This window comes from Rhizobium sp. P40RR-XXII (genome assembly GCF_012641405.1).
Lineage (GTDB): Bacteria > Pseudomonadota > Alphaproteobacteria > Rhizobiales > Rhizobiaceae > Rhizobium.
On sequence record NZ_JABAII010000004.1, the window covers coordinates 329,248 to 355,838 of the forward strand.

Below are 26,591 nucleotides of genomic sequence, written 5' to 3' on the forward strand. Positions count from 1 at the left end.
TAGGGCTCATTGAAAACCGATCCGGAAAGCTTCATCCGCGCCAATACCAGCCTGATGGCGCCGCCGCATGTGCCGGAAATCCGGCTGCATCTTGCGAGCGAGGCGCATGAGCTATGGTTGAAGACGGAAGAGGAGCTGGAGGAGATCGGCCTGCCGCCGCCCTTCTGGGCCTTTGCCTGGGCAGGCGGCCAGGGTCTGGCGCGCTACATTCTCGATCATCCGGAGACCGTTGCCGGCAAGACCGTGCTCGATTTTGCCAGCGGCTCGGGGCTTGTCGCCATTGCGGCCAAGAGCGCGGGCGCAAGCCAGGTGCTTGCCGTCGATATCGATCCCTGGGCGGGAACGGCGATCCGGCTCAATGCCGTTGAAAATGGCGTCGCTCTGGATTTCAATGGCGATGACATCATCGGCCGCACCGTGGATGCGGACGTCATCCTTGCCGGCGATGTCTTCTATGATCGCGATTTTGCCGCGGGCGTCGTTCCCTGGCTGCGTGGACTGGCCGGTGAGGGGAGGCTGGTTCTGGTCGGCGATCCCGGCAGGGCCTATCTTCCCAAGGACCATCTGGAGGCGCAGGCAACCTATCAAGTGCCGGTGACGCGGGCGCTGGAGGATAGCGAGGTCAAGAAGACGACCGTCTGGCGATTTCTTGCCGGTTAAAGACCGTTAGTGCCTGATAACGCAGACGCCCGCTTCATATGAGCAGGGATTGCCGGCATAGCGGACATCGATGACTTTCGCCTTCGGCCTCAGCTGTGTCGTGGCGGGATGTGCGTAGGGATTGTAGCCGCCATAGCCCAACACATAGGTTCCGCCATTGGCCTGGTAGACATCCGCCGTGCCGGCATAGGTGCCGGCGCTTGCCGCCTCATGTCGTTCCATGAAAATGATTCTGTCCGGTTGCTGCTGCATGGCACGCTGCGGCGTCGAAATCTGGTGCAGGCGCACGATGCCGGAGCGATCGTGGTGATGCCAGTGGCGATAGTCGCCCGCCGATGCCGGCGCGAAGGGAAGAGCTGCTGCTGCCGCCAAAACGAGCGCTGCTGCCTTGAAAAGATGCGGCTTCATGATTCGCCCCGCTTCGGTCGGTTAATGAAATCTTAACGGCAGATTGCCCCAAGACCGCAGCCAAGTCCACGTCTGGGTTGCCGAAATGGTAAACGGCGCGGAATGGGAGGCTCGTCTCTGCATGCTCGCTAAAGTGCAGAGGCATCCGAATCGATTAAATTCAAAGCAGACATCAATTGTGCTTGTCGATAGGCGTCCGGGTGATTAATGGTCGCAATGATGCAACGCACACTGCATGTCCCTGTGCGCGCGTTGCCCCGGAGATCCGGGTTCTAAGCGTATCGTAACGCCGCGAGGTTCTGATGGCGAACGTCACACAAAACCGGCCCTTGTCGCCGCATCTGCAAATCTACAAACCCATTCCCACCATGGTCATGTCGATCGTCCACCGCATCACCGGCGGCGCGCTCTACTTCGGCACGCTGCTGGTCGCCTGGTGGCTGATCGCCGCCGCGACCGGCCAGGGCTATTTCGAGCTGGTCAACTGGATCATGGGCACGATCATCGGCCGCATCATCCTGCTCGGCTACACCTGGGCGCTGCTGCACCATATGATCGGCGGTCTGCGCCATTTCGTCTGGGACCTCGGGCATGGTTTCGATCCCGCCGTCTCGACCAGGATGGCCAAGGCCACGCTCGTCGCCTCGATCTGTCTGACCGCGCTGGTCTGGATCGTCGGCACCGTCATCCGGCTGGGTTGATTGGCATGATCGTTCCCGGAAGCGCTCGGATGCCTTTCGGGATCATGCTTTAAAGGATATTTCTCATGGATATGCGCACTCCTCTGGGCAAAGTCCGCGGTCTCGGTTCCGCCAAGGAAGGCACCGATCATTTCTGGCGCCAGCGCCTGACCGCCGTTGCCAACGTTCCCCTGTTTCTCTTCTTCGTCATCTTCCTGATGATCTATGCCGGCGCGCCTTACGCAGAAGTCGTGCACGCGATCTCCAACCCGATCGTTGCCGTCATTTTCGGTCTAATGGTGATTTCCGGCGTCATTCACATGAAGCTCGGCATGCAGGTCATCATCGAGGACTATGTCCACGGCGAATTCGGCAAGATCGTCCTTCTCATGCTCAACACGTTCTTCGCGATCGTGGTGGCGGGGCTCTGTCTTTTCGCCATTCTGAAGATCGCGTTCGTAGGATAATTGTATCATGGCACCGAACTCTTCTGCTCAGAATGGGCCCGCTCAGAACGGGAAAGCCTATAAGTATATCGATCACTCCTATGACGTGATCGTCGTCGGCGCCGGCGGCGCCGGCCTGCGCGCCACGCTCGGCATGGCCGAGCAGGGCTTCCGCACCGCCTGCATCACGAAGGTCTTCCCCACCCGTTCGCACACCGTCGCGGCCCAGGGCGGCATTGCCGCCTCGCTGCAGAACATGACGCCGGACAGCTGGCAGTGGCACCTCTACGACACCGTCAAGGGCTCCGACTGGCTCGGCGACGTCGATGCCATGCAGTACATGGTCATGGAAGCGCCGAAGGCCGTCTACGAGCTCGAGCATTACGGCGTGCCCTTCTCGCGCAACGAAGAGGGCAAGATCTATCAGCGGCCATTCGGCGGCCATATGCAGAATTTCGGCGACGGGCCGCCGGTGCAGCGCACCTGCGCGGCCGCAGACCGTACCGGCCACGCCATTCTGCACACGCTTTACGGCCAGTCGCTGCGCAACAATGCCGAATTCTTCATCGAGTATTTCGCACTCGATCTCATCATGTCCGATGACGGCAGCCGCTGCACCGGCGTCGTTGCTTGGTGCCTTGACGACGGCACGATCCATCGCTTTGCCGCCAAGATGGTGGTGCTGGCGACCGGCGGCTATGGCCGCGCCTATTTCTCGGCGACCTCGGCCCATACCTGCACCGGCGACGGCGGCGGCATGGTTGCCCGCGCCGGCCTGCCGCTGCAGGACATGGAATTCGTTCAGTTCCATCCGACCGGCATCTACGGTTCGGGCTGCCTGATCACCGAAGGCGCGCGCGGCGAAGGCGGCTATCTCGTCAATTCCGAGGGCGAGCGCTTCATGGAGCGTTATGCTCCTTCGGCGAAGGACCTTGCCTCGCGCGACGTCGTTTCGCGCTGCATGACGCTGGAAATCCGCGAAGGCCGCGGCGTCGGCAAGAACAAGGACCATATTTTCCTGCATCTCGACCATCTCGATCCGGCGGTGCTGCACGAGCGCCTTCCCGGTATTTCCGAGAGCGCCCGCATCTTCGCCGGCGTCGACGTGACCCGCGATCCGATCCCGGTTCTGCCGACGGTTCATTACAATATGGGCGGCATTCCCACCAACTACTGGGGCGAGGTGCTCAACGCCGACAGCAACAGTCCCGAGCGCGTGCTGCCGGGCCTGATGGCCGTCGGCGAAGCAGGCTGCGCGTCGGTGCATGGCGCCAACCGCCTCGGCTCGAACTCACTGATCGACCTTGTGGTCTTCGGCCGCGCCGCCGCCATCCGCGCCGGCCAGGTCATCGACCGCGTCGGACCGGTTCCGCCGGTCAATGTCGCCGCCTGCGACAAGATCATGGAACGCTTCGATCGCCTGCGTCACGCCAGCGGCTCGACGCCGACGGCAGCGCTGCGCGAGAAGATGCAGCGCGCCATGCAGGAAGACGCCGCCGTGTTCCGCACCCAGGAATCGTTGGAATCCGGCTGCCGCCGCCTTTCGGAGATCTGGAAGGAAATGGCCGACATCAAGGTCACCGACCGCTCGCTGATCTGGAATTCCGACCTCGTCGAAACGCTGGAACTGCACAATCTGATGGCCAACGCCATCACGACGATCTACGGCGCCGAGGCCCGCAAGGAAAGCCGCGGCTCGCATGCCCGCGAGGATTATACCGAGGGTAAGTTCGCCGGCCGCGACGACGATAACTGGCGCAAGCACACGCTTGCCTGGGTCAACGATGCGGGTGACGTGAAGCTCGACTATCGTCCCGTTCACACCGACCTGATCGCCGAAGGTATCGATCCGCACAAGATCGAGCCGAAGGCACGCGTGTACTGATCTGAGAGGAACTGACCATGGTTGAACTCGCTCTGCCCAAGAACTCTCAGATGCGCGAAGGCAAGGTCTGGCCGAAGCCGGTCGGCGCCAAGAACACGCGCGAATTCCGCGTCTATCGCTGGAGCCCGGATGACGGCCAGAACCCGAGCATCGATACCTACTATATCGATGTCGACGATTGCGGCCCGATGGTGCTCGACGGCCTGCTCTACATCAAGAACAAGATCGATCCGACGCTGACGTTGCGCCGCTCCTGTCGCGAAGGCATTTGCGGCTCTTGCGCCATGAACATCGACGGCACCAACACGCTCGCCTGCACCAAGGGTCTCGACGAGATCAAGGGCACGGTGAAAATCTATCCGCTGCCGCATATGCCCGTCGTCAAGGACCTCGTGCCGGATCTGACGAACTTCTACGCCCAGCACCGCTCGATCGAGCCGTGGCTGAAGACGGTGTCGCCGCCGCCGGCCAAGGAATGGAAGCAGAGCCATGAGGATCGCCTGAAGCTCGACGGTCTCTATGAATGCATTCTCTGCGCCTGCTGCTCGACCTCCTGTCCGAGCTATTGGTGGAATGGCGACCGCTATCTCGGTCCCGCCGTCCTGCTGCAGGCCTATCGCTGGCTGATCGACTCCAGAGACGAGGCCAAGGGCGAGCGTCTCGACAATCTCGAGGATCCCTTCCGCCTCTATCGTTGCCACACGATCATGAACTGCGCCCAGACCTGCCCGAAGGGTCTGAACCCGGCCAAGGCAATCGCCGAAATCAAGAAGATGATGGTCGAGCGGCGGGTTTAAGCCCGCCGTTTCCGGTCATTTGACCGCGAACGAGGAGAAAATGCTTCGGCAGATTTGCCGAAGCGCCCGAGTGGCTCTCCAGGCGAGACCAGATATCATATGTCTCGGATGGGATCGGTTAAGATGGCGAAATTCGCCACTTGCATCCATTTTGGGCGAGGCTGGCGGAATAGCCTTGAAACCACCCAATTCTTGTCCAGCTATCGCCCACGGCAATTTGTAGCGGTATCGACTTGATTAACCAAAGTGAAATACGATAATTCGGACATCATTAAACATGACTTCGCAGATGTCAGCGGTGGACTATCAACTAGGAGTGTGATGATGCGGTTTAGATATGCAGTGACGGCTGCGGCGATTGGCCTGTCGCTTGCCGGTTGCCAGCGCACGGCATACAACAATGACAGTTATTCTGCCCCGCCACTGCAGGCCCAGCCTGTTCCTTCCGTACAATCCAGCCAGCTTCCGCCCGCAGGCGCCGGCAACGGCTCGCAATTCCCGGCTGCGCCAGCGAGCGCGCCGAATGCGGCCAATGCGCAGCAACAGCAGGCAATGGCGGCCTCCGCCATGGATGTCACGAAAGAAGCGATGGTCGGCAGTTGGAAGGTCAGCAATGGCGGATCGAACTGCGACATGTTCCTGACGCTGACGAACCTCGGCAGCGGCTCGCGCGGCGGTACACGCGGTTGCGCGGGCGAATTGACCGCGATGGGATCTTGGGAAGTCTCGGGCAAGCAGGTTCTCCTGAAAAATCGTGACGGCTCGACGATCGGTACGGTCTACAAGACCGCCGATTCGCGTTTTGACGGCTCGACCGCCTCCGGCCAGCCGCTCAGCCTCAGCCGATAAGCTTATTTGAAGGGGTGGCATCCTTTGGATGCGCCCCTTTGCACAGGTGGATATTTCCCCATGCAGCCCATGCCAGATTACTCGCTCAGCGTCTGCGAACAGCTAAAGGCGCTGACGGCGTCCGGATCCCTCCAGGTGGATTCGGCGCAGTTGGATGTGGCGAAAATGCTGGACCGCGTGCTTGCCGATCTCAAGCGGAAGCGGCCTGCCGCCAAATCCAGCGCGCTTGGCTGGATGTTTGCCGCGCGCAAAAAATCCGCCAAGACGATCAGGGGTCTCTATATTCACGGCAGCGTCGGACGCGGCAAGACCATGTTGATGGACATGTTCTTCGCCATGGCGCCCTGCCAGAAGAAGCGCCGAGCCCACTTTTTTGAGTTCATGGCCGATGTACACAATCGCATCGCGGCGCAGCGGCTGAAATTCAAGAACGGCGAGACGAAGCAGACCGATCCCATACCGCCTGTTGCCGCCGATCTCTATGCCGAAGCCGAGCTGCTTTGTTTCGACGAATTCACCGTGACCGACATTGCCGATGCGATGATCCTGTCGCGGCTGTTTTCCGAGCTGTTCTCGCTCGGCTGCGTGCTGATCGCCACATCGAATGTCGAGCCGGACAATCTCTATCGTGACGGGCTCAACCGCGGCCTGTTCTTGCCGTTCATCGACCTGTTGAAGAAGCATGTCGGCGTGGTGACGCTGGATTCGCCGACCGATTATCGCATGGAAAAGCTGAACAGCCAGCCCGTCTATCTCACCCCGCTCGACCAGCGTGCCGAGATGGCGATGGACGCCTCCTGGATGCAGGCATTGCACGGGCGCAAGGCGCTGCCGATGGAAATCCCGATGAAGGGACGATCCATTCACGTGCCGCTGGCGGTCGAGCGCATGGCGCGCTTTTCCTTCGCCGATCTCTGCGACGCGCCGCTCGGGCCTGCCGATTTCCTCGCCATCGCCGAACGTTTCGATACGATCTTCCTCGATCGCGTACCGAGGCTCGGGCCGGACAAGCGCAACCAGACCAAGCGATTCATCATCCTCATCGACACGCTCTACGATCACAACATCCGTCTTTATGTGTCCGCCGCTGCCATGCCGGAGGATCTTCTGGAGGAGCGGCGAGGGACGGAAGGCTTCGAATTCGACCGCACGGCGTCGCGGCTTTTCGAGATGCGCAGTGCGGAATATCTGGCGCAGACTCCGGCCAGGCGTGCCGCCGAGTAACAATTCGGTGACAGAATTTCTAACGTTTACGTAAGAAATTTTCGATCTAACCGATTGAAATTGCTGATCGCAAAATAATCAATTGCCAATTTCGACCTTTGGGTCTATGCGATTGACGGCTATTGTGGATGCCTTTCACGGTGTCCCGCCACGGATTTTGATCGCAAAGGATACACCGAAATGGCGCGCAACAAGATCGCACTTATTGGTTCTGGCATGATTGGTGGCACGCTGGCGCATCTCGCCGGCCTGAAGGAACTGGGCGACATCGTCCTGTTCGACATCGCGGACGGCATCCCTCAGGGCAAGGGTCTCGACATCGCCCAGTCTTCGCCGGTCGAAGGCTTCGACGCCAACCTCACGGGCGCCAGCGACTATTCCGCGATCGAAGGCGCCGACGTCTGCATCGTCACCGCCGGCGTTGCCCGCAAGCCGGGCATGAGCCGCGACGATCTTCTCGGCATCAACCTCAAGGTCATGGAACAGGTCGGCGCCGGCATCAAGAAGTATGCCCCGAATGCTTTCGTGATCTGCATCACCAACCCGCTCGACGCCATGGTCTGGGCGCTGCAGAAGTTTTCCGGCCTGCCGGCCAACAAGGTCGTCGGCATGGCCGGCGTGCTCGATAGCTCGCGCTTCCGCCTGTTCCTCGCCAAGGAATTCAACGTCTCGGTCGAAGACGTCACCGCTTTCGTTCTCGGCGGCCACGGCGACTCGATGGTGCCGCTCGCCCGTTACTCCACGGTTGCCGGCATCCCGCTGACCGACCTCGTCACCATGGGCTGGCTCACCGCCGAGCGCCTCGAGGAAATCATCCAGCGCACCCGTGACGGCGGCGCCGAGATCGTCGGTCTGCTCAAGACCGGCTCGGCCTATTACGCTCCGGCCGCTTCCGCCATCGCCATGGCCGAATCCTACCTCAAGGACAAGAAGCGCGTTCTGCCTTGCGCCGCTCACCTCGACGGCCAGTATGGCGTCAAGGACATGTATGTCGGCGTTCCCACCGTCATCGGTGCCGGCGGCATCGAGCGCGTCATCGAGATCGACCTGAACAGGGCCGAAAAGGAAGCCTTCGACAAGTCGGTTGCCGCTGTTGCCGGCCTCTGCGAAGCCTGCATCACCATCGCGCCGTCGCTGAAGTAATTTCCGCGTTATAACAGGGATAAACCCATGAACATTCATGAATACCAGGCCAAGGCTCTGCTGAAGACCTATGGCGCACCCGTTGCGGACGGCGTTGCCATCTTCTCCGCCGACGAAGCCGCCGCCGCTGCCAAGCAGCTTCCCGGCCCGCTCTACGTCGTCAAGAGCCAGATCCATGCTGGCGGCCGCGGCAAGGGCAAGTTCAAGGAACTCGGCCCGGACGCCAAGGGCGGCGTTCGTCTCGCCAAGTCCGTTGACGACGTCGTCGCCAACGCCAAGGAAATGCTCGGCCACACGCTGGTAACCAAGCAGACCGGCCCGGCCGGCAAGCAGGTCAACCGCCTCTACATCGAAGACGGCGCCGACATCGACCGTGAACTCTACCTCTCGATCCTGGTCGACCGCTCCGTCGGTCAGGTCGCCTTCGTCGTTTCGACCGAAGGCGGCATGGACATCGAGACCGTCGCGCACGACACGCCGGAAAAGATCATCACCGTCGCCATCGATCCGTCGACGGGCGTCACCGCCGCCAACACGGCTGCACTTTCCGACGCGCTGAAGCTCGAAGGGGCTGCCCGCGAAGACGCTGCCAAGCTCTTCCCGATCCTCTACAAGGCCTTTGTCGAGAAGGACATGGCGCTCCTCGAAGTCAACCCGCTGATCGTCATGACCAACGGCCGCCTGCGCGTTCTCGACGCCAAGGTTTCCTTCGACGGCAATGCTCTCTTCCGTCATGAAGACGTCCGCGCGCTGCGCGACACGTCGGAAGAAGACGAGAAGGAAATCCAGGCGCACGAACACGACCTCGCCTATGTCGCCCTCGACGGCAACATCGGCTGCATGGTCAACGGCGCCGGTCTCGCCATGGCAACCATGGACATCATCAAGCTCTACGGCGCCGAGCCGGCGAACTTCCTCGATGTCGGCGGTGGCGCCACCAAGGAAAAGGTCACGGCCGCCTTCAAGATCATCACGGCCGATCCGGCTGTCCAGGGCATTCTGGTCAACATCTTCGGCGGCATCATGAAGTGCGACGTCATTGCCGAAGGCGTGCTCGCAGCCGTCAAGGAAGTCGGTCTGAAGGTTCCGCTCGTCGTTCGCCTCGAAGGCACCAATGTCGAGCTCGGCAAGAAGATCATCAACGAATCCGGTCTCAACGTCATCTCCGCAGATGACCTGGACGATGCCGCCCAGAAGATCGTGAAGGCAGTCAAGGGCTGATCGGGATGGCTGCTTCCTTCGCTCCAACGGCTGCTCATCTTCGCCTCGGTGCCTTTGCCGGCGCCTGGGAGGGGGAAGAGCATGTCGCGGCTTCGGCCTGGACGAAGGAAGGAACGGCAACCGCGCAGCTCACGGCAGAGCGTCTGTTTGGCGGATTTTTCGTCGAACAGCGCTATGTGCAGATGCGGGACGGCAGCACGTCGTTCGAAGCCCGGAACATTCTCGGCTTCGACGCTGCGGATCAGGCCTACAAGCTCTATCAGTTCGATACGGTGGGCTTTGCGCCCACCGCGCCGGCCTCCGACGAATGGATCGACGACAAGCTTGTCCTGACCAACGTCTCGCCGCGTGGTCAACAACGCATTCTCTTCCAGTTCGAAAATGAAGACTGCTACCGCATGGGCGTCACGTTCTCGCCCGCCGGCAGCGATACATGGCAGGAGGTCGTCAGCGGTGTCTATCGTCGCGTTGCCTCCGCGTCTTCCAACCTCTCGTAACAAAGGCCTCGCATGTCTATTCTCATCAACAAAGACACCAAGGTTCTGGTTCAGGGCCTGACCGGCAAGACCGGTACCTTCCACACTGAACAGGCGCTTGCCTATCACGGCACGAAGATGGTCGGCGGTATCCACCCCTCCAAGGGCGGTGAAACCTGGACCGGCAAGGACGGCGAAAAGCTGCCGATCTTCAAGTCGGTCGCCGAAGGCAAGGACGCAACCGGCGCCAACGCTTCGGTCATCTACGTGCCGCCGGCGGGTGCCGCGGCCGCGATCCTCGAAGCGATCGAAGCTGAGATCCCGCTGATCGTCTGCATCACGGAAGGCATTCCGGTCGCCGACATGGTGAAGGTCAAGGATCGCCTCCTGAAGTCGAAGTCGCGTCTGATCGGGCCGAACTGCCCGGGCGTTCTGACCCCGAACGAATGCAAGATCGGCATCATGCCGGGCTCCATCTTCAAGAAGGGTTCTGTCGGCGTTCTCTCGCGCTCCGGCACGCTGACCTATGAGGCCGTGTTCCAGACCACCAACGAAGGCCTCGGCCAGACGACGGCCGTCGGCATCGGTGGCGACCCGGTCAAGGGCACCGAGTTCATCGACATCCTGGAAATGTTCCTCGCGGACGACGAAACCAAGTCGATCATCATGATCGGCGAAATCGGCGGTTCTGCTGAAGAAGAAGCCGCGCAGTTCCTCAAGGACGAAGCCAAGAAGGGCCGCAAGAAGCCGATGGTCGGCTTTATCGCCGGCCGCACGGCACCTCCCGGCCGCACCATGGGCCATGCAGGCGCCGTGATTTCGGGCGGCAAGGGCGGCGCGGAAGACAAGATTGCAGCGATGGAAGCGGCAGGCATCCGCGTGTCGCCATCGCCAGCGCGTCTCGGCAAGACCCTGGTGGAAGTCCTCAAGGGCTGAGCCTACCTATAGCAAGCCCGGACGGGCGGCAGCCGCCTTGTCCCGTCCGGTTTCGAAATCCGCAAGTGCATACCTGCGGCCTTGGCGGCCGCGAACGAAATACGGTCGCCGGGGACCCGAAAACCGGCAATGTAAACAAGTTGGGAGACGGGCGAGAGCGCCCGCAGATTCACCATGGCAAGGCAAGAAGCCAACGAGCAGTTTCAGATCACCTCGTTCCTGGATGGCGCCAACGCTGCCTATATCGAGCAGCTCTACGCGCGCTATGAGGACGATCCTTCATCGGTTTCCGACGAATGGCGGTCTTTCTTCAAGGCGCTCGAGGATAGCCCCGACGATGTGAAGAGGGCAGCCAAGGGCGCCTCCTGGCAGCGCAAGAACTGGCCGATTCCGGCAAAGGGCGATCTCGTGTCGGCGCTCGACGGCGACTGGGGCGTTGTCGAAAAGGTCATCGAGACCAAGCTGAAGGCGAAGGCCGAAGCCGCCGGCGCGCCGGTGGGCGCGACCGACGTCCTGCAGGCGACGCGCGATTCCGTCCGCGCCATCATGATGATCCGCGCCTATCGCATGCGCGGCCACCTGCACGCCAAGCTCGACCCGCTCGGCATCGCCGCTGCTGTTGAAGACTACAAGGAGCTGTCGCCGGAAGCCTATGGCTTCACCGATGCGGACCTCGACCGGAAGATCTTCATCGACAACGTGCTCGGCCTAGAATTCGCGACCATTCGCGAGATGATCGAGATCCTCGAGCGCACCTACTGCTCGACCCTCGGCGTCGAATTCATGCATATCTCCAATCCGGAGGAAAAGGCCTGGATTCAGGAGCGTATCGAAGGGCCGGACAAGGGCATCGCTTTCAATCCCGAGCGCAAGAAGGCCATTCTGCAGAAGGTCATCGAAGCCGAAGGCTACGAGCAGTTTCTCGACGTCAAGTTCAAGGGGACCAAGCGCTTCGGCCTCGACGGCGGCGAATCGCTGATCCCGGCGCTTGAGCAGATCCTTAAAAGCGGCAGCCAGCTCGGCCTGAAGGAAGCCGTCTTCGGCATGGCCCATCGCGGCCGTCTGAACGTGCTTTCCCAGGTCATGGGCAAGCCACATCGCGCCATCTTCCATGAGTTCAAGGGCGGCTCCTATGCGCCCGACGAAGTCGAAGGTTCGGGCGACGTGAAATACCATCTCGGCGCGTCCTCGGACCGCGATTTCGATGGTTCCAAGGTACACGTCTCGCTGACGGCAAACCCCTCGCATCTGGAAATCGTCAATCCGGTCGTCATGGGCAAGGCCCGCGCCAAACAGGACATGGGCGCCACCCATTGGGATGGCGATATCATCCCGCTCTCCGAACGCGCCAAGGTCGTGCCGCTCTTGATTCATGGTGACGCGGCTTTCGCCGGCCAGGGTGTGGTTGCCGAAATTCTCGGCCTCTCCGGTCTGCGCGGCCATCGCGTTGCCGGCACGATGCACGTCATCATCAACAACCAGATCGGCTTCACCACCAATCCGGCCTTCTCGCGCTCGTCGCCCTATCCGTCCGACGTCGCCAAGATGATCGAAGCGCCGATCTTCCACGTCAACGGCGATGATCCGGAAGCGGTCGTCTATGCCGCGAAGATCGCGACCGAATTCCGCATGAAGTTCCACAAGCCCGTTGTGGTCGATCTGTTCTGCTACCGCCGTTACGGCCACAATGAAGGCGACGAGCCGTCCTTCACGCAGCCGAACATGTACAAGGTCATCCGCGCCCACAAGACGGTGCTGCAGCTCTATTCGCAGCGGCTCGTCAACGAAGGCGTGCTGACCGAAGGCGAAGTCGAGAAGATGAAGGCCGATTGGCGCGCCCATCTCGAGCAGGAGTTCGAGGCCGGCCAGTCCTACAAGCCGAACAAGGCCGACTGGCTGGATGGCGAGTGGTCCGGCCTGCATGCGGCAGACAATGCCGACGAACAGCGCCGCGGCAAGACCGCCGTGCCGATGAAGTCGTTGAAGGAAATCGGCCGCAAGCTGTCGGAAATCCCCGCCGGCTTCCACGCACACCGCACCATCCAGCGCTTCATGGAAAACCGCGCCAACATGGTGCAGACGGGCGAAGGCATCGACTGGGCGATGGCGGAAGCCCTGGCCTTCGGTTCGCTCGTCGTCGAAGGCCACAAGATCCGCCTGTCCGGCCAGGATTGCGAACGCGGCACCTTCTCGCAGCGTCATTCGGTCCTCTACGATCAGGAAACCGAAGAGCGTTACATTCCGCTCGCAAACCTCTCGCCGACCCAGGCCCGCTACGAAGTCATCAACTCGATGCTTTCGGAAGAAGCGGTTCTCGGTTTCGAATATGGTTATTCGCTCGCCCGTCCGAACGCGCTGACGCTCTGGGAAGCCCAGTTCGGCGACTTCGCCAACGGCGCGCAGGTCATTTTCGACCAGTTCGTCTCGTCGGGCGAACGCAAGTGGCTGCGCATGTCCGGCCTCGTCTGCCTGTTGCCGCATGGCTATGAAGGCCAGGGTCCGGAACACTCTTCCGCCCGCCTGGAACGCTTTCTGCAGCTCTGCGCCGAGGACAACATGCAGGTCGCCAACGTCACGACGCCGGCGAACTACTTCCACATCCTGCGGCGTCAGTTGAAGCGCGACTTCCGCAAGCCGCTGATCCTGATGACGCCGAAGTCGCTGCTGCGCCACAAGCGCGCCGTGTCGACGCTTGCGGAGATGGCGGGCGAAAGCTCCTTCCACCGCCTGCTGTGGGACGATGCGGAAGTGATCAAGGATGGCCCGATTAAGCTGCAGAAGGACAACAAGATCCGTCGCGTCGTCATCTGCTCGGGCAAGGTCTACTACGATCTCCTGGAAGAGCGCGAGAAGCGCGGCATCGACGATATCTACCTGCTGCGCATCGAACAGCTCTATCCGTTCCCGGCCAAGGCGCTCATCAACGAGCTTAGCCGCTTCCGCAACGCGGAAATGGTCTGGTGCCAGGAAGAGCCGAAGAACATGGGCGCATGGTCCTTCATCGATCCGTATCTGGAATGGGTGCTTGCCCATATCGATGCCAAGTACCAGCGCGTTCGCTACACCGGCCGTCCGGCCGCCGCCTCTCCGGCGACGGGCCTGATGTCCAAGCATCTGTCGCAGCTTGCGGCGTTCCTCGAGGACGCGCTCGGCGGTTGAGGGGTTGCGCGATGACGCGTTTTCGTTTGAAAATCGCGCCGTCGCGCCCCAGCCTTCCGCATGATGCGACGGGGGAGAAGATGGCCGCCATGCAGCAACATGCCGCCTATCGCCACGATCAAGCAAAAGCCCGGTCGACCGCTGTCGTTGTCCGGGCGCTTGGGCCGCGGCGTATCACCCGTCCCCCGGCCTTCTGTCGCCGGAATTCCATCTAACTCATAATGACGAAAATCAGGATTTGAACAATGGCCACTGAAATCCGCGTTCCTACCCTCGGCGAATCCGTCAGCGAAGCGACCGTCGGTACCTGGTTCAAGAAGGTCGGCGATGCCATTAAGGCTGATGAGCCGCTTCTCGAACTTGAAACCGACAAGGTGACGATCGAAGTTCCGGCTCCCTCGGCTGGCACCTTGTCCGAAATCGTCGCGCAGGCCGGCGAGACCGTGGGCCTCGGCGCACTGCTCGGCCAGATCTCCGCCGGCAACGGCGTTGCCGCCGCTCCGGCACAGGCTGCCGCACCCGCGGCTCCGGCTGCTCCGGCTTCTTCCATGCCGCCGGCACCGGCCGCGGCCAAGCTGCTTGCCGAAAACAATCTCTCCGCCGATCAGGTCGAAGGCAGCGGCAAGCGCGGCCAGGTCCTGAAAGGCGATGCCATCGCCGCTGTCGCCAAGGCTGCTTCGGCGCCCGCCGCCGCACCGGCCGCACCCGTTGCCGCCCGCGCGCCGACCGCAGTCGAAGATGTCAGCCGCGAAGAGCGCGTGAAGATGACGCGCCTGCGCCAGACGATTGCTCGCCGCCTCAAGGATGCGCAGAACACTGCCGCCATGCTCACCACCTACAACGAGGTGGACATGAAGGCGGTCATGGACCTGCGCAACAAGTACAAGGACATCTTCGAGAAGAAGCATGGTGTGAAGCTCGGTTTCATGGGCTTCTTCACCAAGGCCGTCACCCACGCGCTGAAGGAATTGCCGGCTGTCAACGCCGAGATCGATGGCACCGACATCATCTACAAGAACTACTGCCACATCGGCATGGCCGTCGGCACCGACAAGGGCCTCGTCGTTCCGGTTATCCGCGATGCCGACCAGATGTCGATCGCCGAAGTCGAGAAGGAGCTTGGCCGTCTGGCGAAGGCTGCTCGTGACGGCACACTGTCGATGGCCGACATGCAGGGCGGCACGTTCACCATCACCAATGGTGGCGTTTACGGTTCGCTGATGTCTTCGCCGATCCTGAATGCGCCGCAGTCCGGCATTCTCGGCATGCACAAGATCCAAGAGCGTCCAGTCGCCATCGGCGGTCAGGTCGTCATCCGCCCGATGATGTATCTGGCGCTCTCCTACGACCACCGTATGGTGGACGGCAAGGAAGCGGTTACCTTCCTCGTGCGCGTCAAGGAAAGCCTGGAAGATCCGGAACGTCTCGTTCTCGATCTCTAAGGGGAGCGTTGGATCATGTCGACATGGCCCATGCGGACGCTGCGCGGATTGATGTGCGCCGTTTCCGCATGGGTGCCATCGTCCGCCGCGGCGATCGAGCTCGACATTTCCAAGCTCAGCAGCAATCTCGATCTGGCGTCGCTCGGCGACGCCGATCTTGCCGCCCGTTCGATCAACGTCCTGCGTATCGGCAAGGTGGAATTGACCTCCGGCCGCATCGTTGCCAGCGATCCGCTTGTCGGGCCTGATCGCCCAGCGCTTGTCCGGACGGTTCCCCCCGGCGATTATCCTGTCACGCTTTATCAAGCCTTCGGCCGCATCGCCGCAGCCAGTATGCGCTTTGCCGACGGCAAGCCGGTGCGATGGGAACTGGCCGTGATCCCCGGCCAGGATATCAATTCGCTGAAGGACGACGAATTCTTCGGCTATCCGGTCGATGTCGGTCTCGGCTGCTACATGGATGCCGATACCTATGCGCTGATCCAGGAGCGCGAAAAGCAGGTCCAGATGGAGAAGGCGTCGTCCGACATCAATTACTATGACGACGTTCTGGCGCCGGAGCTGAGCGCCAACAGCGACAACTACGTCATGCATCGGCCGATATCGGGCAAGCGCGGCAATGTCGCCATCTTCTGGAGCGGCTGGGGCGACGGCTTTTATCCGGTCTTCTGGGGGCTCGATGCCGGCGGGCGGGCGCTCGTGCTCTTCACCGATTTCGGCGTGACCGAGAATGCCGATGGTCGGCATGAGCCGGGAGGGGAATGACCATGCCGGCTCGAAACATGATGGCACAACTGGCTTCGATGCCGCTGGTAACGCTGGCCTGCGCGGCTGCCGCCGCCGCTGCCCATGCGGAAGAATGCGTGCAGGAAAAGGCCGTCTATGTCGATATGGACAATGCTTACGAGTTGCGGTTCGAGCCGATGGGGTCGGAATCAGCTGTCAGCAACAGGTTCAAGCTTGCCGTGCGCAATACCGCTATCGTCGCGGAGGGCGTCGTCATGCGCAGTGACGACCAGCTGCGCGCCGACGGCTGGATCATGTTCGAATGCCCCGAGGGCGACGTCACCGGAGCGGATCTCAGGGCCTGCACCGTCTGGCAGGGTATGGTCTACGCCTCCGATCTGAAGGGCCATATCCGCGCATTGCCGGCGGAAGGCGAGAGTGCGGCGGACCGGCTATTCCTGCCGGCGCTTGGTCCCTCGATCCAGAAATCGTCGCTGTGGGGCAAAGGGAAAGCGACCGTCGCACCCTGGGACGTCCTCAGCCTGAAAGGATGCTATCAATGACCGAGAGTGCACCCGTTCTTCTCGTGACCGGCGGCAGCCGCGGCATCGGTGCTGCGGTCTGCCTGGCCGCCGCCCAGCATGGCTGGGCCGTAGCGGTCAATTATGCGTCCAACAAGGATGCGGCCGAGGCTGTGGTGGGGACGATCGTTGACGCCGGCGGCGAGGCGATCGCGATCGCCGGCGATGTCGGCAAGCCCGAGGATATCAAAGCCATCTTCGCCAAGGTCGACGCGCATTTCGGCCGCGTCGACGGGCTCGTCAACAATGCCGGCATTGTCGATGCCATCCAGCGCCTGGACGAGATGACGCCGGAGCGGCTCGACCGCATGTTCCGCATCAACATCACCGGCTCGATGCTCGCGGCGGCGGAAGCCGTGCGCCGCATGTCGACCCGGCATGGCGGCAAGGGCGGGGTGATCGTCAATGTCTCCTCCATGGCGGCAACGCTTGGCGGCGGCGGACAATATGTCGATTATGCGGCCTCCAAGGGAGCGATCGATACGTTCACTGTGGGGCTTGCGCGCGAAGTGGCGGCGGAAGGCATCCGCGTCAATGCCGTACGGCCCGGCATCATCGATACGGATATCCATGCGGCCGCCGGCCTGCCGGATCGGGCGCGCGATATCGCGCCGCAATTGCCGATGAAACGCGCTGGAACGGCCGACGAGGTCGCCGACGCCATTCTCTATCTCCTGAGCCCGCACGCATCCTATATAACGGGTGCCGTGCTCGACGTGAGTGGCGGCCGCTGATCGGAAAGGGTCGATAAGATGCAGTATATTCTCGAATTCCTTGGCCTGATGGCGGTGTTTTCGATCTTCATCGTCGTGCCGGGCGCCGACTTCGCCGTCATTCTGCGCCAAAGCATCGTGCATGGCCGCCGCGCCGCCATGATGACGGGGCTCGGCATGGGCTTCTCACTGCTCTTCCACATCAGTTACACCATTCTCGGCCTCGGCCTGATCGTGTCGCAATCGCTTGTTCTGTTCAGCCTGATCAAATGGGCCGGCGTCCTCTATCTCGTCTATCTCGGCATCAAGTCTTTCCGTCAGGCGGGTTTCCAGGTGAAGAATGTCGAGATTACCGAGGAAGACCGCAAGCCGGTTTCCGTCTGGCGTTGCCTCGCGACCGGGTTCATCACCAATGCGCTGAACCCGAAGCCGGTGCTGTTCTTCCTGTCGCTGTTTTCGACGCTCGTCCATCACGACACACCGGCGCTCATCCAGTTCAGCTATGGCATCGGCATGGCGGTAGCGCTCGTCGCCTGGTTTGCCGGTGTTTCCACCTTCTTCACCGTCAAGCCGGTCCGCGATCGCTTCATCGCGTCGGGCAAATGGTTCAACCGCATCACCGGAGCGGCGCTCGTCGGCTTCGGCATCCGCCTCGCCTTGGCGCGGGCGGCCGACTAACAGAGATAGAAAACAAGGAAATTAAGACATGTCCTACGATGTGATCATTATCGGAACCGGCCCCGGCGGCTATGTCTGCGCAGTCAAGGCAGCGCAGCTCGGCCTGAAGGTCGCGGTCGTCGAAAAGCGGGCGACCTATGGCGGCACCTGCCTCAATGTCGGCTGTATCCCGTCCAAGGCGCTGCTGCACGCTTCCGAAGTGTTCCATCATGCCGGCCATGGCATGGATGCGCTCGGCGTCGAAGTTGCCGCGCCGAAGCTCAATCTTGAAAAGATGCTGGCGCACAAGGATGCGACCGTGAAGTCGAATGTCGACGGCGTCGCGTTCCTCTTCAAGAAGAACAAGATTGATGCCTTCCAGGGCACGGGCAAGATCGTCTCCGCCGGCAAGGTTGCCGTCACGGGCGACGACGGCAAGGTGACCGAGATCGAAGGCAAGAACATCGTCATCGCCACCGGCTCCGACGTTGCCGGCATTCCGGGCGTGTCCCTCGAAATCGACGAGAAGATCATCATCTCGTCGACCGGCGGCATCGCGCTCGACAAGGTGCCGGGCAAGATGATCGTCGTCGGCGGCGGTGTCATCGGCCTCGAGCTCGGCTCGGTCTGGTCGCGCCTCGGCGCCAAGGTCACCGTCGTCGAATATCTCGACACCATCCTCGGCGGCATGGACGGCGAAGTCTCCAAGCAGTTTCAGCGCATGCTCGCCAAGCAGGACATCGAATTCCATCTCGGCGCCAAGGTCGTCGGCGTCGAAAAAACAGGTAATGGCGCGAAGGTCATCTTCGAGCCGGTCAAGGGCGGCGACAAGGTCGTGCTCGATGCCGATGTCGTTCTCGTCGCCACCGGCCGCAAGCCCTACACGGCAGGCCTTGGCCTCGAAGAAGCCGGCGTTGCGCTCGACGCCAGAGGCCGCGTCGAGATCGACGGCCACTTCAAGACCAATGTCGCCGGCATCTATGCCATCGGCGACGTCGTGAAGGGTCCGATGCTGGCGCACAAGGCGGAAGACGAGGGTGTGGCGCTCGCCGAAATCCTCGCCGGCCAGGCCGGTCATGTGAACTACGACGTCATTCCGAGCGTCGTCTACACGCAGCCGGAAGTCGCCTCCGTCGGCAAGACCGAGGAAGAGCTGAAGGCTGCGGGCATCGCCTACAAGGTCGGCAAGTTCCCGTTCTCCGCCAACGGCCGCGCCCGCGCCATGCTGGCGACGGACGGTTTCGTCAAGATCCTGGCCGACAAGGAAACGGATCGCGTTCTCGGCGGCCATATCGTCGGCTTCGGCGCCGGCGAAATGATCCACGAGATTGCCGTGCTGATGGAATTCGGCGGTTCGTCGGAAGATCTCGGCCGTACCTGCCACGCGCATCCCACAATGTCGGAAGCCGTGAAGGAAGCCGCGCTCGCGACCTTCTTCAAGCCGATCCACATGTGAGATCGGACGGTCCCGGCGAGACGGACGCCGGGATTGCAATGCTTGCCTGATGATGCGATGTACGGGCTCCCGTGCATCGCATCATCCAATCGTTCTCACCAACAAAGCAAGCATGTCACGTCAAATCCCATCCGCTCATCTGCCTCTGAAACTTTTCGTTGCGACGGCGCTCGCATTCCTCGCTGCCGTTGCGGTGCCTGCCTATGCCGAAGTGCCGGCCGCGGGCTGGCCGCAGGCGGCAAGCGATCTGCCCGCGGAGCAGGGGATCCGCTTCGGCACGCTGCCGAACGGCATGCGCTTTGCCGTCATGCACAATGCGACGCCGGCCGGTCAGGTGGCGATCCGCTTCCGCATCGGCGCCGGCTCGCTGCAGGAGCGTGACGACCAGCGGGGCCTGGCGCATTTCCTCGAGCATATGGCCTTCAAGGGGTCGACCCATGTGCCGGAAGGCGAGATGGTGCGTACCCTTCAGCGCCTCGGCCTCGCCTTCGGCGCGGATACCAATGCCTCCACCAGCTATGGCGAAACCGTTTATGCGCTCGATCTGCCGGAAGCCAATCCCGACACGGTTTCGACCGGACTGATGCTGATGCGTGAGACGGCGAGCGAGCTGAAGCTTGATGCCGGGGCTTTCGACCGCGAGCGCGGCGTCATCCTTTCGGAAGAGAAGCTGCGCGACACGCCGCAATATCGTGGCGGGGCCGGTTTCCTCAGCCAGCTTCTGCCCGGCCAGCTCGTGCCGCAGCGTTCGCCGATCGGCAAGACCGATATTATCGGCAACGCCCCGGTCGATCTCGTACGGGACTTCTACCGCAGCTATTATCGCCCGGATCGCGCCACTCTGATCGTGGTCGGCGATATCGATGCCGCCGCGCTCGAAGCCGATATCCGGACCCGTTTCGGCGATTGGGCCGTCGCCAGCGCTGCGCCGGTCGATCCGGACCTCGGCACGCTGGAAAAGCATGGAGAACGCGTCGGTACGGTCGTCGTGCCTGGCGGTGCTACCCGCGTTCAGCTCGCCTGGACGCGCCCCTATGATGCTTCGCCTGATATGTTCGCCAAGCGTCGCACGCAGCTGATCGAGGATATCGGTCTTGCCGTTCTCAACCGGCGCCTATCCGTTCTGGCACAGCAACCCAATCCGCCCTTCGTCAATGCGCGGGCCGGCGCGCAGGACCTGTTCAAGTCGGCCCGCGTCGCGGTCGTTGCCGCCGATAGCGATTCGGCCACGTGGCAGGCCGCGCTTGCCGCCATCGACCAAGAGCAGCGCCGCGTCGCGCAGTTCGGCGTCGATCAAAGCGAGATCGACCGTGAAATCGCCGAATATCGTTCCACCCTGCAGGCGGCTGCGGGCGGAGCGGCAACGCGCACCAGCCCGGTTATCGCCGGATCGCTTGCCTGGAGTGTCGGAGAGAATTTGGTTTTCACGTCACCTGCCGACGATCTTTCGCTGTTCGATGCCGCGATGAAGGGGCTGAGCGCGGACGAAGTCGATCAAACTCTTCAGCGCGTTTTCGCCGGCAACGGCCCGCAGCTCGTGCTGCAAATCCCGCAAATGCCCGAGGGCGGCAATGCGGCCGTCAAGAGGGCCTATGCCGAGTCACGTGCCGTTGCGGTCACCGCGCCGGTGAAAGCGACCGCGGTCGCGTGGCCCTACACCAGTTTCGGGCAGGCGGGGACCATTGTCGAACGGCGGTCGGTCGACGATCTCGGCATTACCATGGTTCGCTTTGCCAATGGCGTTCGCCTGACCGTGAAGCCGACCAAGTATCGCCTCGACGAAGTGCTGGTGCGGGCCAATATCGGCCATGGCCGCCTGGATCTGCCGCAGGACCGTTCGCTGCCGATCTGGGCGGCACCGGCGCTGCCGATGTCCGGTCTGAAGGCCATCAGCTATGACGACATACAGAAGGCTTTTGCTGAAAAGGTCGTCGGCAATGACTTTTCCATTCAGGATGCCGCCTTCAAATTCGAGGGCGCCACGCGGCCGCGGGATCTGGCGGCACAATTGCAGCTTCTGACAGCCTATGCCTCGGATCAGGCCTACCGTCCGGACGTCTTCAAACGGGTGCAGCAGGCCTATCTGAACAGTCTTGCCCAGCTTCAGGCGACGCCCGGCAGCGTGGTCGGTCGCGATCTGCCCGGTCTCCTGCACTCCGGCGATCCGCGCTGGGTATTCCCGAACCGGTCGCAACTGCTCGACGCCAGGCCGGAGGATTTCGAGACGCTTCTGCAGCCGCTCCTTTCCAGGGGGCGGATCGAGGTCATCATCGCTGGCGACGTCGAGGTCGATGATGCCATCCGCATGACGGCCGAGACCTTCGGCGCACTGCCGCCGCGCAGCGACGCGCAGGGTCAGGTCGACAACGCCGCTGCGCATTTCCCCGCACCGACCCCCGAGCCGGTCGTCCGGCTTCATGACGGGCGAAGCGACAATGCCGGCGCGGCCGTCGCCATGCCGATCGGCGATTTTCTCTCCGATTTGCCGAGAGCCGCCGCCGCCAATGTGACCGGCGCGATCCTGCAGAACCGCCTGATCGACCAGTTCCGCCTCGCCGAGGGAGCAACCTACAGCCCCCAGAGCGAAGTCGATCTGTCGAGATCGATCCCAGGCTACGGCTTTGCCTATGCCTATGTCGAGACGACGCCGGCCAAGCTGGATCACTTCTTCGATCTGGTCGACAAGATCACCGGCGATCTGCGCAGTGGAGATGTGTCGCCGGATGAGCTGACGCGCGCGAAGGCTCCGATCATCGAAGAGGTCAAGCGTTCGCAACAGGCCAACAGCTATTGGCTTCAAAGCCTCCAGAACGCCCAGACGGACCCGCGCCGCCTCGAACGGATTCGCAGCGGCATCAGCGGCTATCAGGCCGTAACCGCACAGGATGTCCGCGCCATCGCGACGACATATATGAAGCCGGGAACCTCCTGGCGGATGAAGATATTGCCGGCCGGCGGATCGGCGGTGCGTTAGAGCGTGATGCCGAAAAGTGTGAGGGGTTTTCGGACGACATCACGCTCTACTTCTTTGATTCTAGAGCGGATTCAGATTTTAGATCGAACAGACCTAAAATCATCCGGCTCTAAAGCGGTTCAGCTTATCACTGCATTCCTGCACCGCTTTATCTCTTTGTTATCTCGCAATTCCGGACGGAAAACCGCTGCGCACTTTTCCTGGAATTGTGCGAAACAGCCACCCATCGGCTAAATTGCCGCAGCCGACGTTTGTCGATCGGGTAGCATCGCAATGTGTGGTAGCCTGCAGACGTCGAATAAAGGCGGAGAAACCATGTCTGCAAGGCCTTTGATGGTGAAGCCCCTTATGCCGCATCCGGCGTTGCCGGATGCCGATTGGGCTGACTGCTACGAACTGAATATCCCGAACTCGGATCTGACGGCCATTGCCGCCGCCCGAACGATGCTCGGCCGCTTTCCGTTTTGGGTACGGCTGCTGATACGAGTGCGCGATGCGGTAACAGGCTTGTTTGGGTTGAGATCCAGCAGCGACCTTCGGGCGGACGAGCTGGAAAAAATCGGCTTCTTTCCCGTCGTCAGCAAGTCCGACCATCAGGTTGTGCTCGGGTTCGATGATCGGCATCTCGATTTTCGGGTCGTCATCGACGTGCGGAACGACGATCAGGGGCGTCGACTGGTCGATGCCACGACGCTCGTTAGGCGGAAAATATTGCTTGGCCGGATCTATCTCGCAATCATCACGCCATTCCATCGGTTGATCGTCGCGACGACGCTTTCCAATTTGAGCAAGCGGATGCGAGCGGTCAGTCCGCGGCCGTTACCGTAAAGCCCTGCTTGCGCAGCAGCGTCACAAGGCCCTGGTCGCCGACGAGGTGCAGGGCGCCGACGGCCATGAAGGCATTGCCCTTGTCGAGAACCGGCGTGGCGCGTTCGGCCATGACCTTGTTGCGATCGAGGATGATGCGCTGTTCGAAAGCGGCGGTGTCGTCGTCCGTGATCTTCTGGTCCGGCTCGATCACCTTCAGCATCGGGATCATCGCGCCGATATCGCCGGCGAGATAGAGGCCGGTCATGGTCTCGTTGACGTCGTTGATCTTGTTGCCGAGTTCGAGTGTCTGCATCAGCGATTTCAGGTGCAGCGCGATCGGCAGATCGCTCATGGCCTTGGCCTGTTCGGCGAGCGTCTCAAGGCCGACGACCTTCTTGCCCTTGGCGGCGGCATCGCCTGCCAGCTTCTGATCGAGAAACTTTGCGCCGGCCGCCTTGCGGCGAACCTCGCAGCCGGTCATTTCGAAAGAGCTTGATATCAGCCAGGGCTGCATGCGCGAGACGGCAGCGAGCGTCAAGCCGCGCTCCTTCAGACCGGCTTCCAGCCGGGTATTGTCTTCAGGCGACAGATGCTCGCTGATGGTCGATCCATCGGTGAGCATCGTCAGGGAAGGATTGGAAAAAAGGGCAAGGGCCGCCTTCTTGTCATCCAGAATCTCGTCGGATTCGACGATGATCGTATCGGCTCCGGCAGCGGCGTCGGCGGCGCCCTTCGGCATGGTCAGCACGCGCGAATCGGAGACATGCATGGTGCCAAGAAGCCATGATGGCTTCAGGCCGGGCTTCTCGAGCTTCCAGAAAATGCCCTTGCCGTTTTCCACCTTGTCGCCGGCGGCGATGATGGAGGCATATTTGGCCGGATCGGTCTTTTGAAGTTCGGTCATGAGATCCTTGCCGCCGCAACTGTCGGATGCCGTCTCGTCGGCATGCGCCGGCTGCAGCGTCAGCATTGTCGCGATCAGCAGGATGGCGAGCATCAGCGGAAAGGCCGTGGCAAGCCAGAGCAGGATATCGCCGGGCACCTGCTTCATCGACCGCATCGTCTTGGATCCGAGGGCAGAAATCATCAAAATCTTCCGTTCGCAGAGGGCGCGAATCCTGATGCGCAAAAATGGCTTTCAGGAGACATGCCGATAGATGCTTCTGCTCTACCCGTTCGAGGCGGATATTCCCTTAACGCAAGGGGTTAATCTTTCCTTATGCGCGCGGATGGGCGCGGTCATAGACCTCGAGCAGGCGTGAGGAATCGACGCCGGTATAGACCTGAGTCGTCGAAAGGCTGGCATGGCCGAGCAGTTCCTGGATAGTGCGCAGGTCGCCGCCACCGGCGAGCAGATGGGTGGCGAAGGAATGGCGAAGCGCATGGGGCGTGGCCGTATCCGGCAGGCCGAAGGCGCTGCGCAGCTTCTGCATGCCGTGCTGGATGATGCCCGGCTGCAGCTTGCCGCCGCGCGCGCCACGAAAGAGCGGTCCGTCCGCATCGAGATGGTAAGGGCAAATCGCCCGATAGTGGTCGACCGCTTCAACGACAATCGACAGCAGCGGCACCAGCCTGGTCTTGTTGCCCTTGCCGGTAATGCGCAGTGACGTCGCGCCTTTCGGAAAGTCCTGCGGCTTCAGATCCAGTGCTTCGGAAATGCGCAGGCCGCAGCCATAGAGCAGTGTCAGAACGGCCGCGTCGCGTGCCGCGATCCATGGTTCCTCGTGCAGTTGCGCTTCGTCGCTGACGACGGTGATCGCCTGCTTGTCGGAAAGCGGCTTGGGAAGCGATTTCGGCTGTTTCGGCGAGCGCACCGCGGCAGCACCTGCCGCGTTCACCAAACCCTTTTTTTCGAGATAGCGCAGCAGCGAACGAAGGCCGGCAAGATTGCGCCCAAGCGAGCGCGCGCCGGCACCATCCTTTCGGCGCGCGGCGAGGAAGGCGCGGAAGTCGGCGGGACGCAGCGCATGGATATCGGCGATCGTCGCAGGACCGCCAAGATGGCCGGTGAGGAAAGTCAGGAATTGCCGCGTATCGCGCTCATAGGCATTCAATGTGTGGGCGGCCAGCCGCCGTTCCCGGCCGAGCGCGTCGAGCCAGCGGCTGCGCTCCGCCATCAACCCTGAGTCGGCGATGATCAACAATTCGTTCAGTGGAAAACCCCTTGAAATTCGGATTCCTTCTGCCACTTTGAATGAAGGAAGGTTATGGAATCACTAACTTTCCTGTTGCTCGGCTTGCATCTCCATGTGTTGCGGGAGCAGCGGCACTTCAAAAAACGGCGTATAGGTCCGCTCCCCAGGCTTCCGACGGTTCAGCGGCCATATGCGAGGCGCTTGTCATGCTTCGATCATATTCGATTGCGATAGAAAATATCCCAACCATTCAGGACACTTCATGGCACGTCGCGGGTCGATAACTGCACTGGGACAGCTTGCAGAGGCGATCGCTTTGGTGTCCCAGGGACAGCCGGGACATATTGTCGATACCTTGATCGCCGAGCGCGGCCAGAAGATCGTCCGCAATCCGCTCTGGCCGCTCATGCGCCCCTTTCTCTACACGCTGCTGCGCTATAACAAGGCGATCGAATTCGCCGATGATGTCGCCAAGCTTTCCGGCTTCCAGTGCTTCGAATATATGAGCGATTTGCTGAGGCTCGATATCGGTGTCACCCATGCCGATCGCATACCCGCCTCCGGCGGCTTCATCCTCGTCAGCAACCATCCGACAGGCATTGCCGACGGCGTCGCCGTCTTCGATCTTCTGAAATCGCGCCGGCCCGATATGATGATCTTTGCCAATAGGGATGCGGTGCGCGTCAATCCGCGCTTTGCCGAGATGATCATCCCGGTGGAGTGGCGCGATGAATATAAGAGCAAGCCGAAGACGCGCGAGACGCTGCAGCTCACCAACCGCGCCGTGGCGGAGGGCAAGGTGACCGTGCTCTTCCCATCCGGCCGCATCGCTTATTGGGCGAACGGCACGCTGAACGAGCGCCCGTGGAAGACGTCGGCCGTGGGTCTCGCGCGCAAATACAATCTGCCGATCCTGCCGGTTCACCTGACGGCGCGCAATTCCGGCCTGTTCTACTGGTTCGCCAAATGGTCGACCGAGCTGCGTGATATGACCGTTTTCCACGAGCTGCTCAACAAGCGCGGCGACCGCTTCGATTTCCTCGTCGGCAATCTTATCCCGGTCGAACATCTGGATGGCGATGTCAACGAGGTGACGAAGGCGCTGGAGAAGCATACGGTCGTCGACCTTGCGGCCGACGGCAATGCGACCTTCTCGCCGCTCGTTCCCTTCGAGCAGGATGAGCCCCTGGTTTCGCATTCTCTTTGACAGGGG

Annotated in this window: 24 protein-coding genes; 21 read left to right on the forward strand and 3 right to left on the reverse strand. The window is 61.6% G+C overall.

All coding sequences use genetic code 11. The annotated features are described in order from the left end of the window. Positions 1-9 precede the first annotated feature (9 nt). Positions 10-660 (forward strand): class I SAM-dependent methyltransferase, encoded by a 651-nt coding sequence (locus HGP16_RS10395; protein WP_168839923.1) that lies wholly within the window; start codon positions 10-12, stop codon positions 658-660. 6 nt (positions 661-666) lie between these two features. Here the strand turns inward: HGP16_RS10395 and HGP16_RS10400 are convergent, their stop codons facing one another. Further along, positions 667-1,068 (reverse strand): hypothetical protein, encoded by a 402-nt coding sequence (locus tag HGP16_RS10400; RefSeq protein WP_168839924.1) that lies wholly within the window; start codon positions 1,066-1,068, stop codon positions 667-669. Between the two features lie 302 nt (positions 1,069-1,370). Here HGP16_RS10400 and sdhC point away from each other — a divergent pair, with 302 nt between their 5' ends. The 19 genes from sdhC to HGP16_RS10495 all read left to right on the forward strand — a co-directional run bounded on the left by sdhC (position 1,371) and on the right by HGP16_RS10495 (position 23,261). Beyond that, positions 1,371-1,769 carry a succinate dehydrogenase, cytochrome b556 subunit gene (sdhC, locus tag HGP16_RS10405; protein ID WP_168839925.1) on the forward strand — a complete coding sequence of 133 codons (399 nt, stop codon included), beginning with the start codon at positions 1,371-1,373 and terminating at the stop codon, positions 1,767-1,769. 65 nt (positions 1,770-1,834) lie between these two features. Next, a complete protein-coding gene (gene sdhD / locus HGP16_RS10410; RefSeq protein WP_168839926.1) occupies positions 1,835-2,215 on the forward strand; it encodes a succinate dehydrogenase, hydrophobic membrane anchor protein in 381 nt (126 codons plus the stop codon). A 7-nt stretch (positions 2,216-2,222) separates the two neighbouring features. Next, complete coding sequence (gene sdhA / locus HGP16_RS10415) at positions 2,223-4,079, forward strand: succinate dehydrogenase flavoprotein subunit (RefSeq protein WP_168839927.1); 1,857 nt, start codon at positions 2,223-2,225, stop codon at positions 4,077-4,079. A gap of 17 nt (positions 4,080-4,096) precedes the next feature. Further along, positions 4,097-4,876 (forward strand): succinate dehydrogenase iron-sulfur subunit, encoded by a 780-nt coding sequence (locus tag HGP16_RS10420; protein WP_075853671.1) that lies wholly within the window; start codon positions 4,097-4,099, stop codon positions 4,874-4,876. Positions 4,877-5,200: 324 nt separating this feature from the next. Beyond that, complete coding sequence (locus HGP16_RS10425; RefSeq protein WP_168840082.1) at positions 5,201-5,725, forward strand: protease inhibitor Inh/omp19 family protein; 525 nt, start codon at positions 5,201-5,203, stop codon at positions 5,723-5,725. A gap of 60 nt (positions 5,726-5,785) precedes the next feature. Next, positions 5,786-6,949, forward strand: coding sequence for a cell division protein ZapE (zapE, locus tag HGP16_RS10430; RefSeq protein ID WP_168839928.1), 1,164 nt, complete (start codon positions 5,786-5,788; stop codon positions 6,947-6,949). Between the two features lie 180 nt (positions 6,950-7,129). Beyond that, positions 7,130-8,092: a malate dehydrogenase gene (gene mdh, locus HGP16_RS10435; protein ID WP_168839929.1), complete on the forward strand. Its 963-nt coding sequence runs from the start codon at positions 7,130-7,132 to the stop codon at positions 8,090-8,092. Between the two features lie 27 nt (positions 8,093-8,119). Continuing rightward, positions 8,120-9,313 carry an ADP-forming succinate--CoA ligase subunit beta gene (gene sucC, locus HGP16_RS10440; RefSeq protein WP_168839930.1) on the forward strand — a complete coding sequence of 398 codons (1,194 nt, stop codon included), beginning with the start codon at positions 8,120-8,122 and terminating at the stop codon, positions 9,311-9,313. Positions 9,314-9,318: 5 nt separating this feature from the next. Beyond that, positions 9,319-9,810, forward strand: a complete 492-nt coding sequence (locus HGP16_RS10445) for a DUF1579 family protein (protein ID WP_168839931.1) — start codon at positions 9,319-9,321, stop codon at positions 9,808-9,810. Between the two features lie 12 nt (positions 9,811-9,822). Further along, positions 9,823-10,725 (forward strand): succinate--CoA ligase subunit alpha, encoded by a 903-nt coding sequence (gene sucD, locus HGP16_RS10450; RefSeq protein ID WP_120665619.1) that lies wholly within the window; start codon positions 9,823-9,825, stop codon positions 10,723-10,725. A 174-nt stretch (positions 10,726-10,899) separates the two neighbouring features. Then, positions 10,900-13,884: a 2-oxoglutarate dehydrogenase E1 component gene (locus HGP16_RS10455; RefSeq protein ID WP_168839932.1), complete on the forward strand. Its 2,985-nt coding sequence runs from the start codon at positions 10,900-10,902 to the stop codon at positions 13,882-13,884. Positions 13,885-14,129: 245 nt separating this feature from the next. After that, on the forward strand, positions 14,130-15,326 hold the full coding sequence (gene odhB, locus HGP16_RS10460; protein ID WP_168839933.1) for a 2-oxoglutarate dehydrogenase complex dihydrolipoyllysine-residue succinyltransferase: 1,197 nt from the start codon (positions 14,130-14,132) through the stop codon (positions 15,324-15,326). Positions 15,327-15,341: 15 nt separating this feature from the next. Beyond that, positions 15,342-16,091: a DUF4241 domain-containing protein gene (locus HGP16_RS10465; protein WP_168839934.1), complete on the forward strand. Its 750-nt coding sequence runs from the start codon at positions 15,342-15,344 to the stop codon at positions 16,089-16,091. A gap of 20 nt (positions 16,092-16,111) precedes the next feature. Beyond that, a complete protein-coding gene (locus tag HGP16_RS10470; RefSeq protein ID WP_168840083.1) occupies positions 16,112-16,615 on the forward strand; it encodes a hypothetical protein in 504 nt (167 codons plus the stop codon). Continuing rightward, positions 16,612-17,367, forward strand: coding sequence for an SDR family oxidoreductase (locus HGP16_RS10475; protein ID WP_168839935.1), 756 nt, complete (start codon positions 16,612-16,614; stop codon positions 17,365-17,367). Before HGP16_RS10470 ends, HGP16_RS10475 begins: the two co-directional genes overlap by 4 nt. A gap of 18 nt (positions 17,368-17,385) precedes the next feature. Further along, positions 17,386-18,024 carry a LysE family translocator gene (locus tag HGP16_RS10480; RefSeq protein WP_168839936.1) on the forward strand — a complete coding sequence of 213 codons (639 nt, stop codon included), beginning with the start codon at positions 17,386-17,388 and terminating at the stop codon, positions 18,022-18,024. A 28-nt stretch (positions 18,025-18,052) separates the two neighbouring features. Continuing rightward, positions 18,053-19,459, forward strand: a complete 1,407-nt coding sequence (gene lpdA, locus HGP16_RS10485) for a dihydrolipoyl dehydrogenase (protein WP_168839937.1) — start codon at positions 18,053-18,055, stop codon at positions 19,457-19,459. Positions 19,460-19,571: 112 nt separating this feature from the next. Beyond that, entirely contained in the window at positions 19,572-22,433 is a 2,862-nt protein-coding gene (locus HGP16_RS10490; protein WP_205927487.1) for a pitrilysin family protein, read from the forward strand. 315 nt (positions 22,434-22,748) lie between these two features. Next, a complete protein-coding gene (locus HGP16_RS10495; RefSeq protein WP_168839938.1) occupies positions 22,749-23,261 on the forward strand; it encodes a DUF2867 domain-containing protein in 513 nt (170 codons plus the stop codon). Here HGP16_RS10495 and HGP16_RS10500 read toward each other — a convergent pair. Next, positions 23,239-24,330 (reverse strand): TraB/GumN family protein, encoded by a 1,092-nt coding sequence (locus HGP16_RS10500; RefSeq protein ID WP_168839939.1) that lies wholly within the window; start codon positions 24,328-24,330, stop codon positions 23,239-23,241. The genes HGP16_RS10495 and HGP16_RS10500 overlap by 23 nt on opposite strands. Before the next feature lie 130 nt (positions 24,331-24,460). Beyond that, positions 24,461-25,396 (reverse strand): tyrosine recombinase XerC, encoded by a 936-nt coding sequence (locus HGP16_RS10505; RefSeq protein ID WP_168840085.1) that lies wholly within the window; start codon positions 25,394-25,396, stop codon positions 24,461-24,463. Positions 25,397-25,640: 244 nt separating this feature from the next. On the opposite strand from HGP16_RS10505, the gene HGP16_RS10510 reads away from it, so the two are divergent. Then, complete coding sequence (locus tag HGP16_RS10510) at positions 25,641-26,585, forward strand: GNAT family N-acetyltransferase (protein WP_168839940.1); 945 nt, start codon at positions 25,641-25,643, stop codon at positions 26,583-26,585. Positions 26,586-26,591 lie beyond the last annotated feature (6 nt).

What these genes read in the sequence shown, in the direction of transcription:
- HGP16_RS10400 (WP_168839924.1), bottom strand. Translation starts at nt 1,068, where the DNA reads ATGAAGCCGCATCTTTTCAAGGCAGCAGCGCTCGTTTTGGCGGCAGCA.
- sdhC (WP_168839925.1), top strand. Translation starts at nt 1,371, where the DNA reads ATGGCGAACGTCACACAAAACCGGCCCTTGTCGCCGCATCTGCAAATC.
- sdhD (WP_168839926.1), top strand. Translation starts at nt 1,835, where the DNA reads ATGGATATGCGCACTCCTCTGGGCAAAGTCCGCGGTCTCGGTTCCGCC.
- sdhA (WP_168839927.1), top strand. Translation starts at nt 2,223, where the DNA reads ATGGCACCGAACTCTTCTGCTCAGAATGGGCCCGCTCAGAACGGGAAA.
- HGP16_RS10420 (WP_075853671.1), top strand. Translation starts at nt 4,097, where the DNA reads ATGGTTGAACTCGCTCTGCCCAAGAACTCTCAGATGCGCGAAGGCAAG.
- HGP16_RS10425 (WP_168840082.1), top strand. Translation starts at nt 5,201, where the DNA reads ATGCGGTTTAGATATGCAGTGACGGCTGCGGCGATTGGCCTGTCGCTT.
- zapE (WP_168839928.1), top strand. Translation starts at nt 5,786, where the DNA reads ATGCAGCCCATGCCAGATTACTCGCTCAGCGTCTGCGAACAGCTAAAG.
- mdh (WP_168839929.1), top strand. Translation starts at nt 7,130, where the DNA reads ATGGCGCGCAACAAGATCGCACTTATTGGTTCTGGCATGATTGGTGGC.
- sucC (WP_168839930.1), top strand. Translation starts at nt 8,120, where the DNA reads ATGAACATTCATGAATACCAGGCCAAGGCTCTGCTGAAGACCTATGGC.
- HGP16_RS10445 (WP_168839931.1), top strand. Translation starts at nt 9,319, where the DNA reads ATGGCTGCTTCCTTCGCTCCAACGGCTGCTCATCTTCGCCTCGGTGCC.
- sucD (WP_120665619.1), top strand. Translation starts at nt 9,823, where the DNA reads ATGTCTATTCTCATCAACAAAGACACCAAGGTTCTGGTTCAGGGCCTG.
- HGP16_RS10455 (WP_168839932.1), top strand. Translation starts at nt 10,900, where the DNA reads ATGGCAAGGCAAGAAGCCAACGAGCAGTTTCAGATCACCTCGTTCCTG.
- odhB (WP_168839933.1), top strand. Translation starts at nt 14,130, where the DNA reads ATGGCCACTGAAATCCGCGTTCCTACCCTCGGCGAATCCGTCAGCGAA.
- HGP16_RS10465 (WP_168839934.1), top strand. Translation starts at nt 15,342, where the DNA reads ATGTCGACATGGCCCATGCGGACGCTGCGCGGATTGATGTGCGCCGTT.
- HGP16_RS10470 (WP_168840083.1), top strand. Translation starts at nt 16,112, where the DNA reads ATGGCACAACTGGCTTCGATGCCGCTGGTAACGCTGGCCTGCGCGGCT.
- HGP16_RS10475 (WP_168839935.1), top strand. Translation starts at nt 16,612, where the DNA reads ATGACCGAGAGTGCACCCGTTCTTCTCGTGACCGGCGGCAGCCGCGGC.
- HGP16_RS10480 (WP_168839936.1), top strand. Translation starts at nt 17,386, where the DNA reads ATGCAGTATATTCTCGAATTCCTTGGCCTGATGGCGGTGTTTTCGATC.
- lpdA (WP_168839937.1), top strand. Translation starts at nt 18,053, where the DNA reads ATGTCCTACGATGTGATCATTATCGGAACCGGCCCCGGCGGCTATGTC.
- HGP16_RS10490 (WP_205927487.1), top strand. Translation starts at nt 19,572, where the DNA reads ATGTCACGTCAAATCCCATCCGCTCATCTGCCTCTGAAACTTTTCGTT.
- HGP16_RS10495 (WP_168839938.1), top strand. Translation starts at nt 22,749, where the DNA reads ATGTCTGCAAGGCCTTTGATGGTGAAGCCCCTTATGCCGCATCCGGCG.
- HGP16_RS10500 (WP_168839939.1), bottom strand. Translation starts at nt 24,330, where the DNA reads ATGATTTCTGCCCTCGGATCCAAGACGATGCGGTCGATGAAGCAGGTG.
- HGP16_RS10510 (WP_168839940.1), top strand. Translation starts at nt 25,641, where the DNA reads ATGGCACGTCGCGGGTCGATAACTGCACTGGGACAGCTTGCAGAGGCG.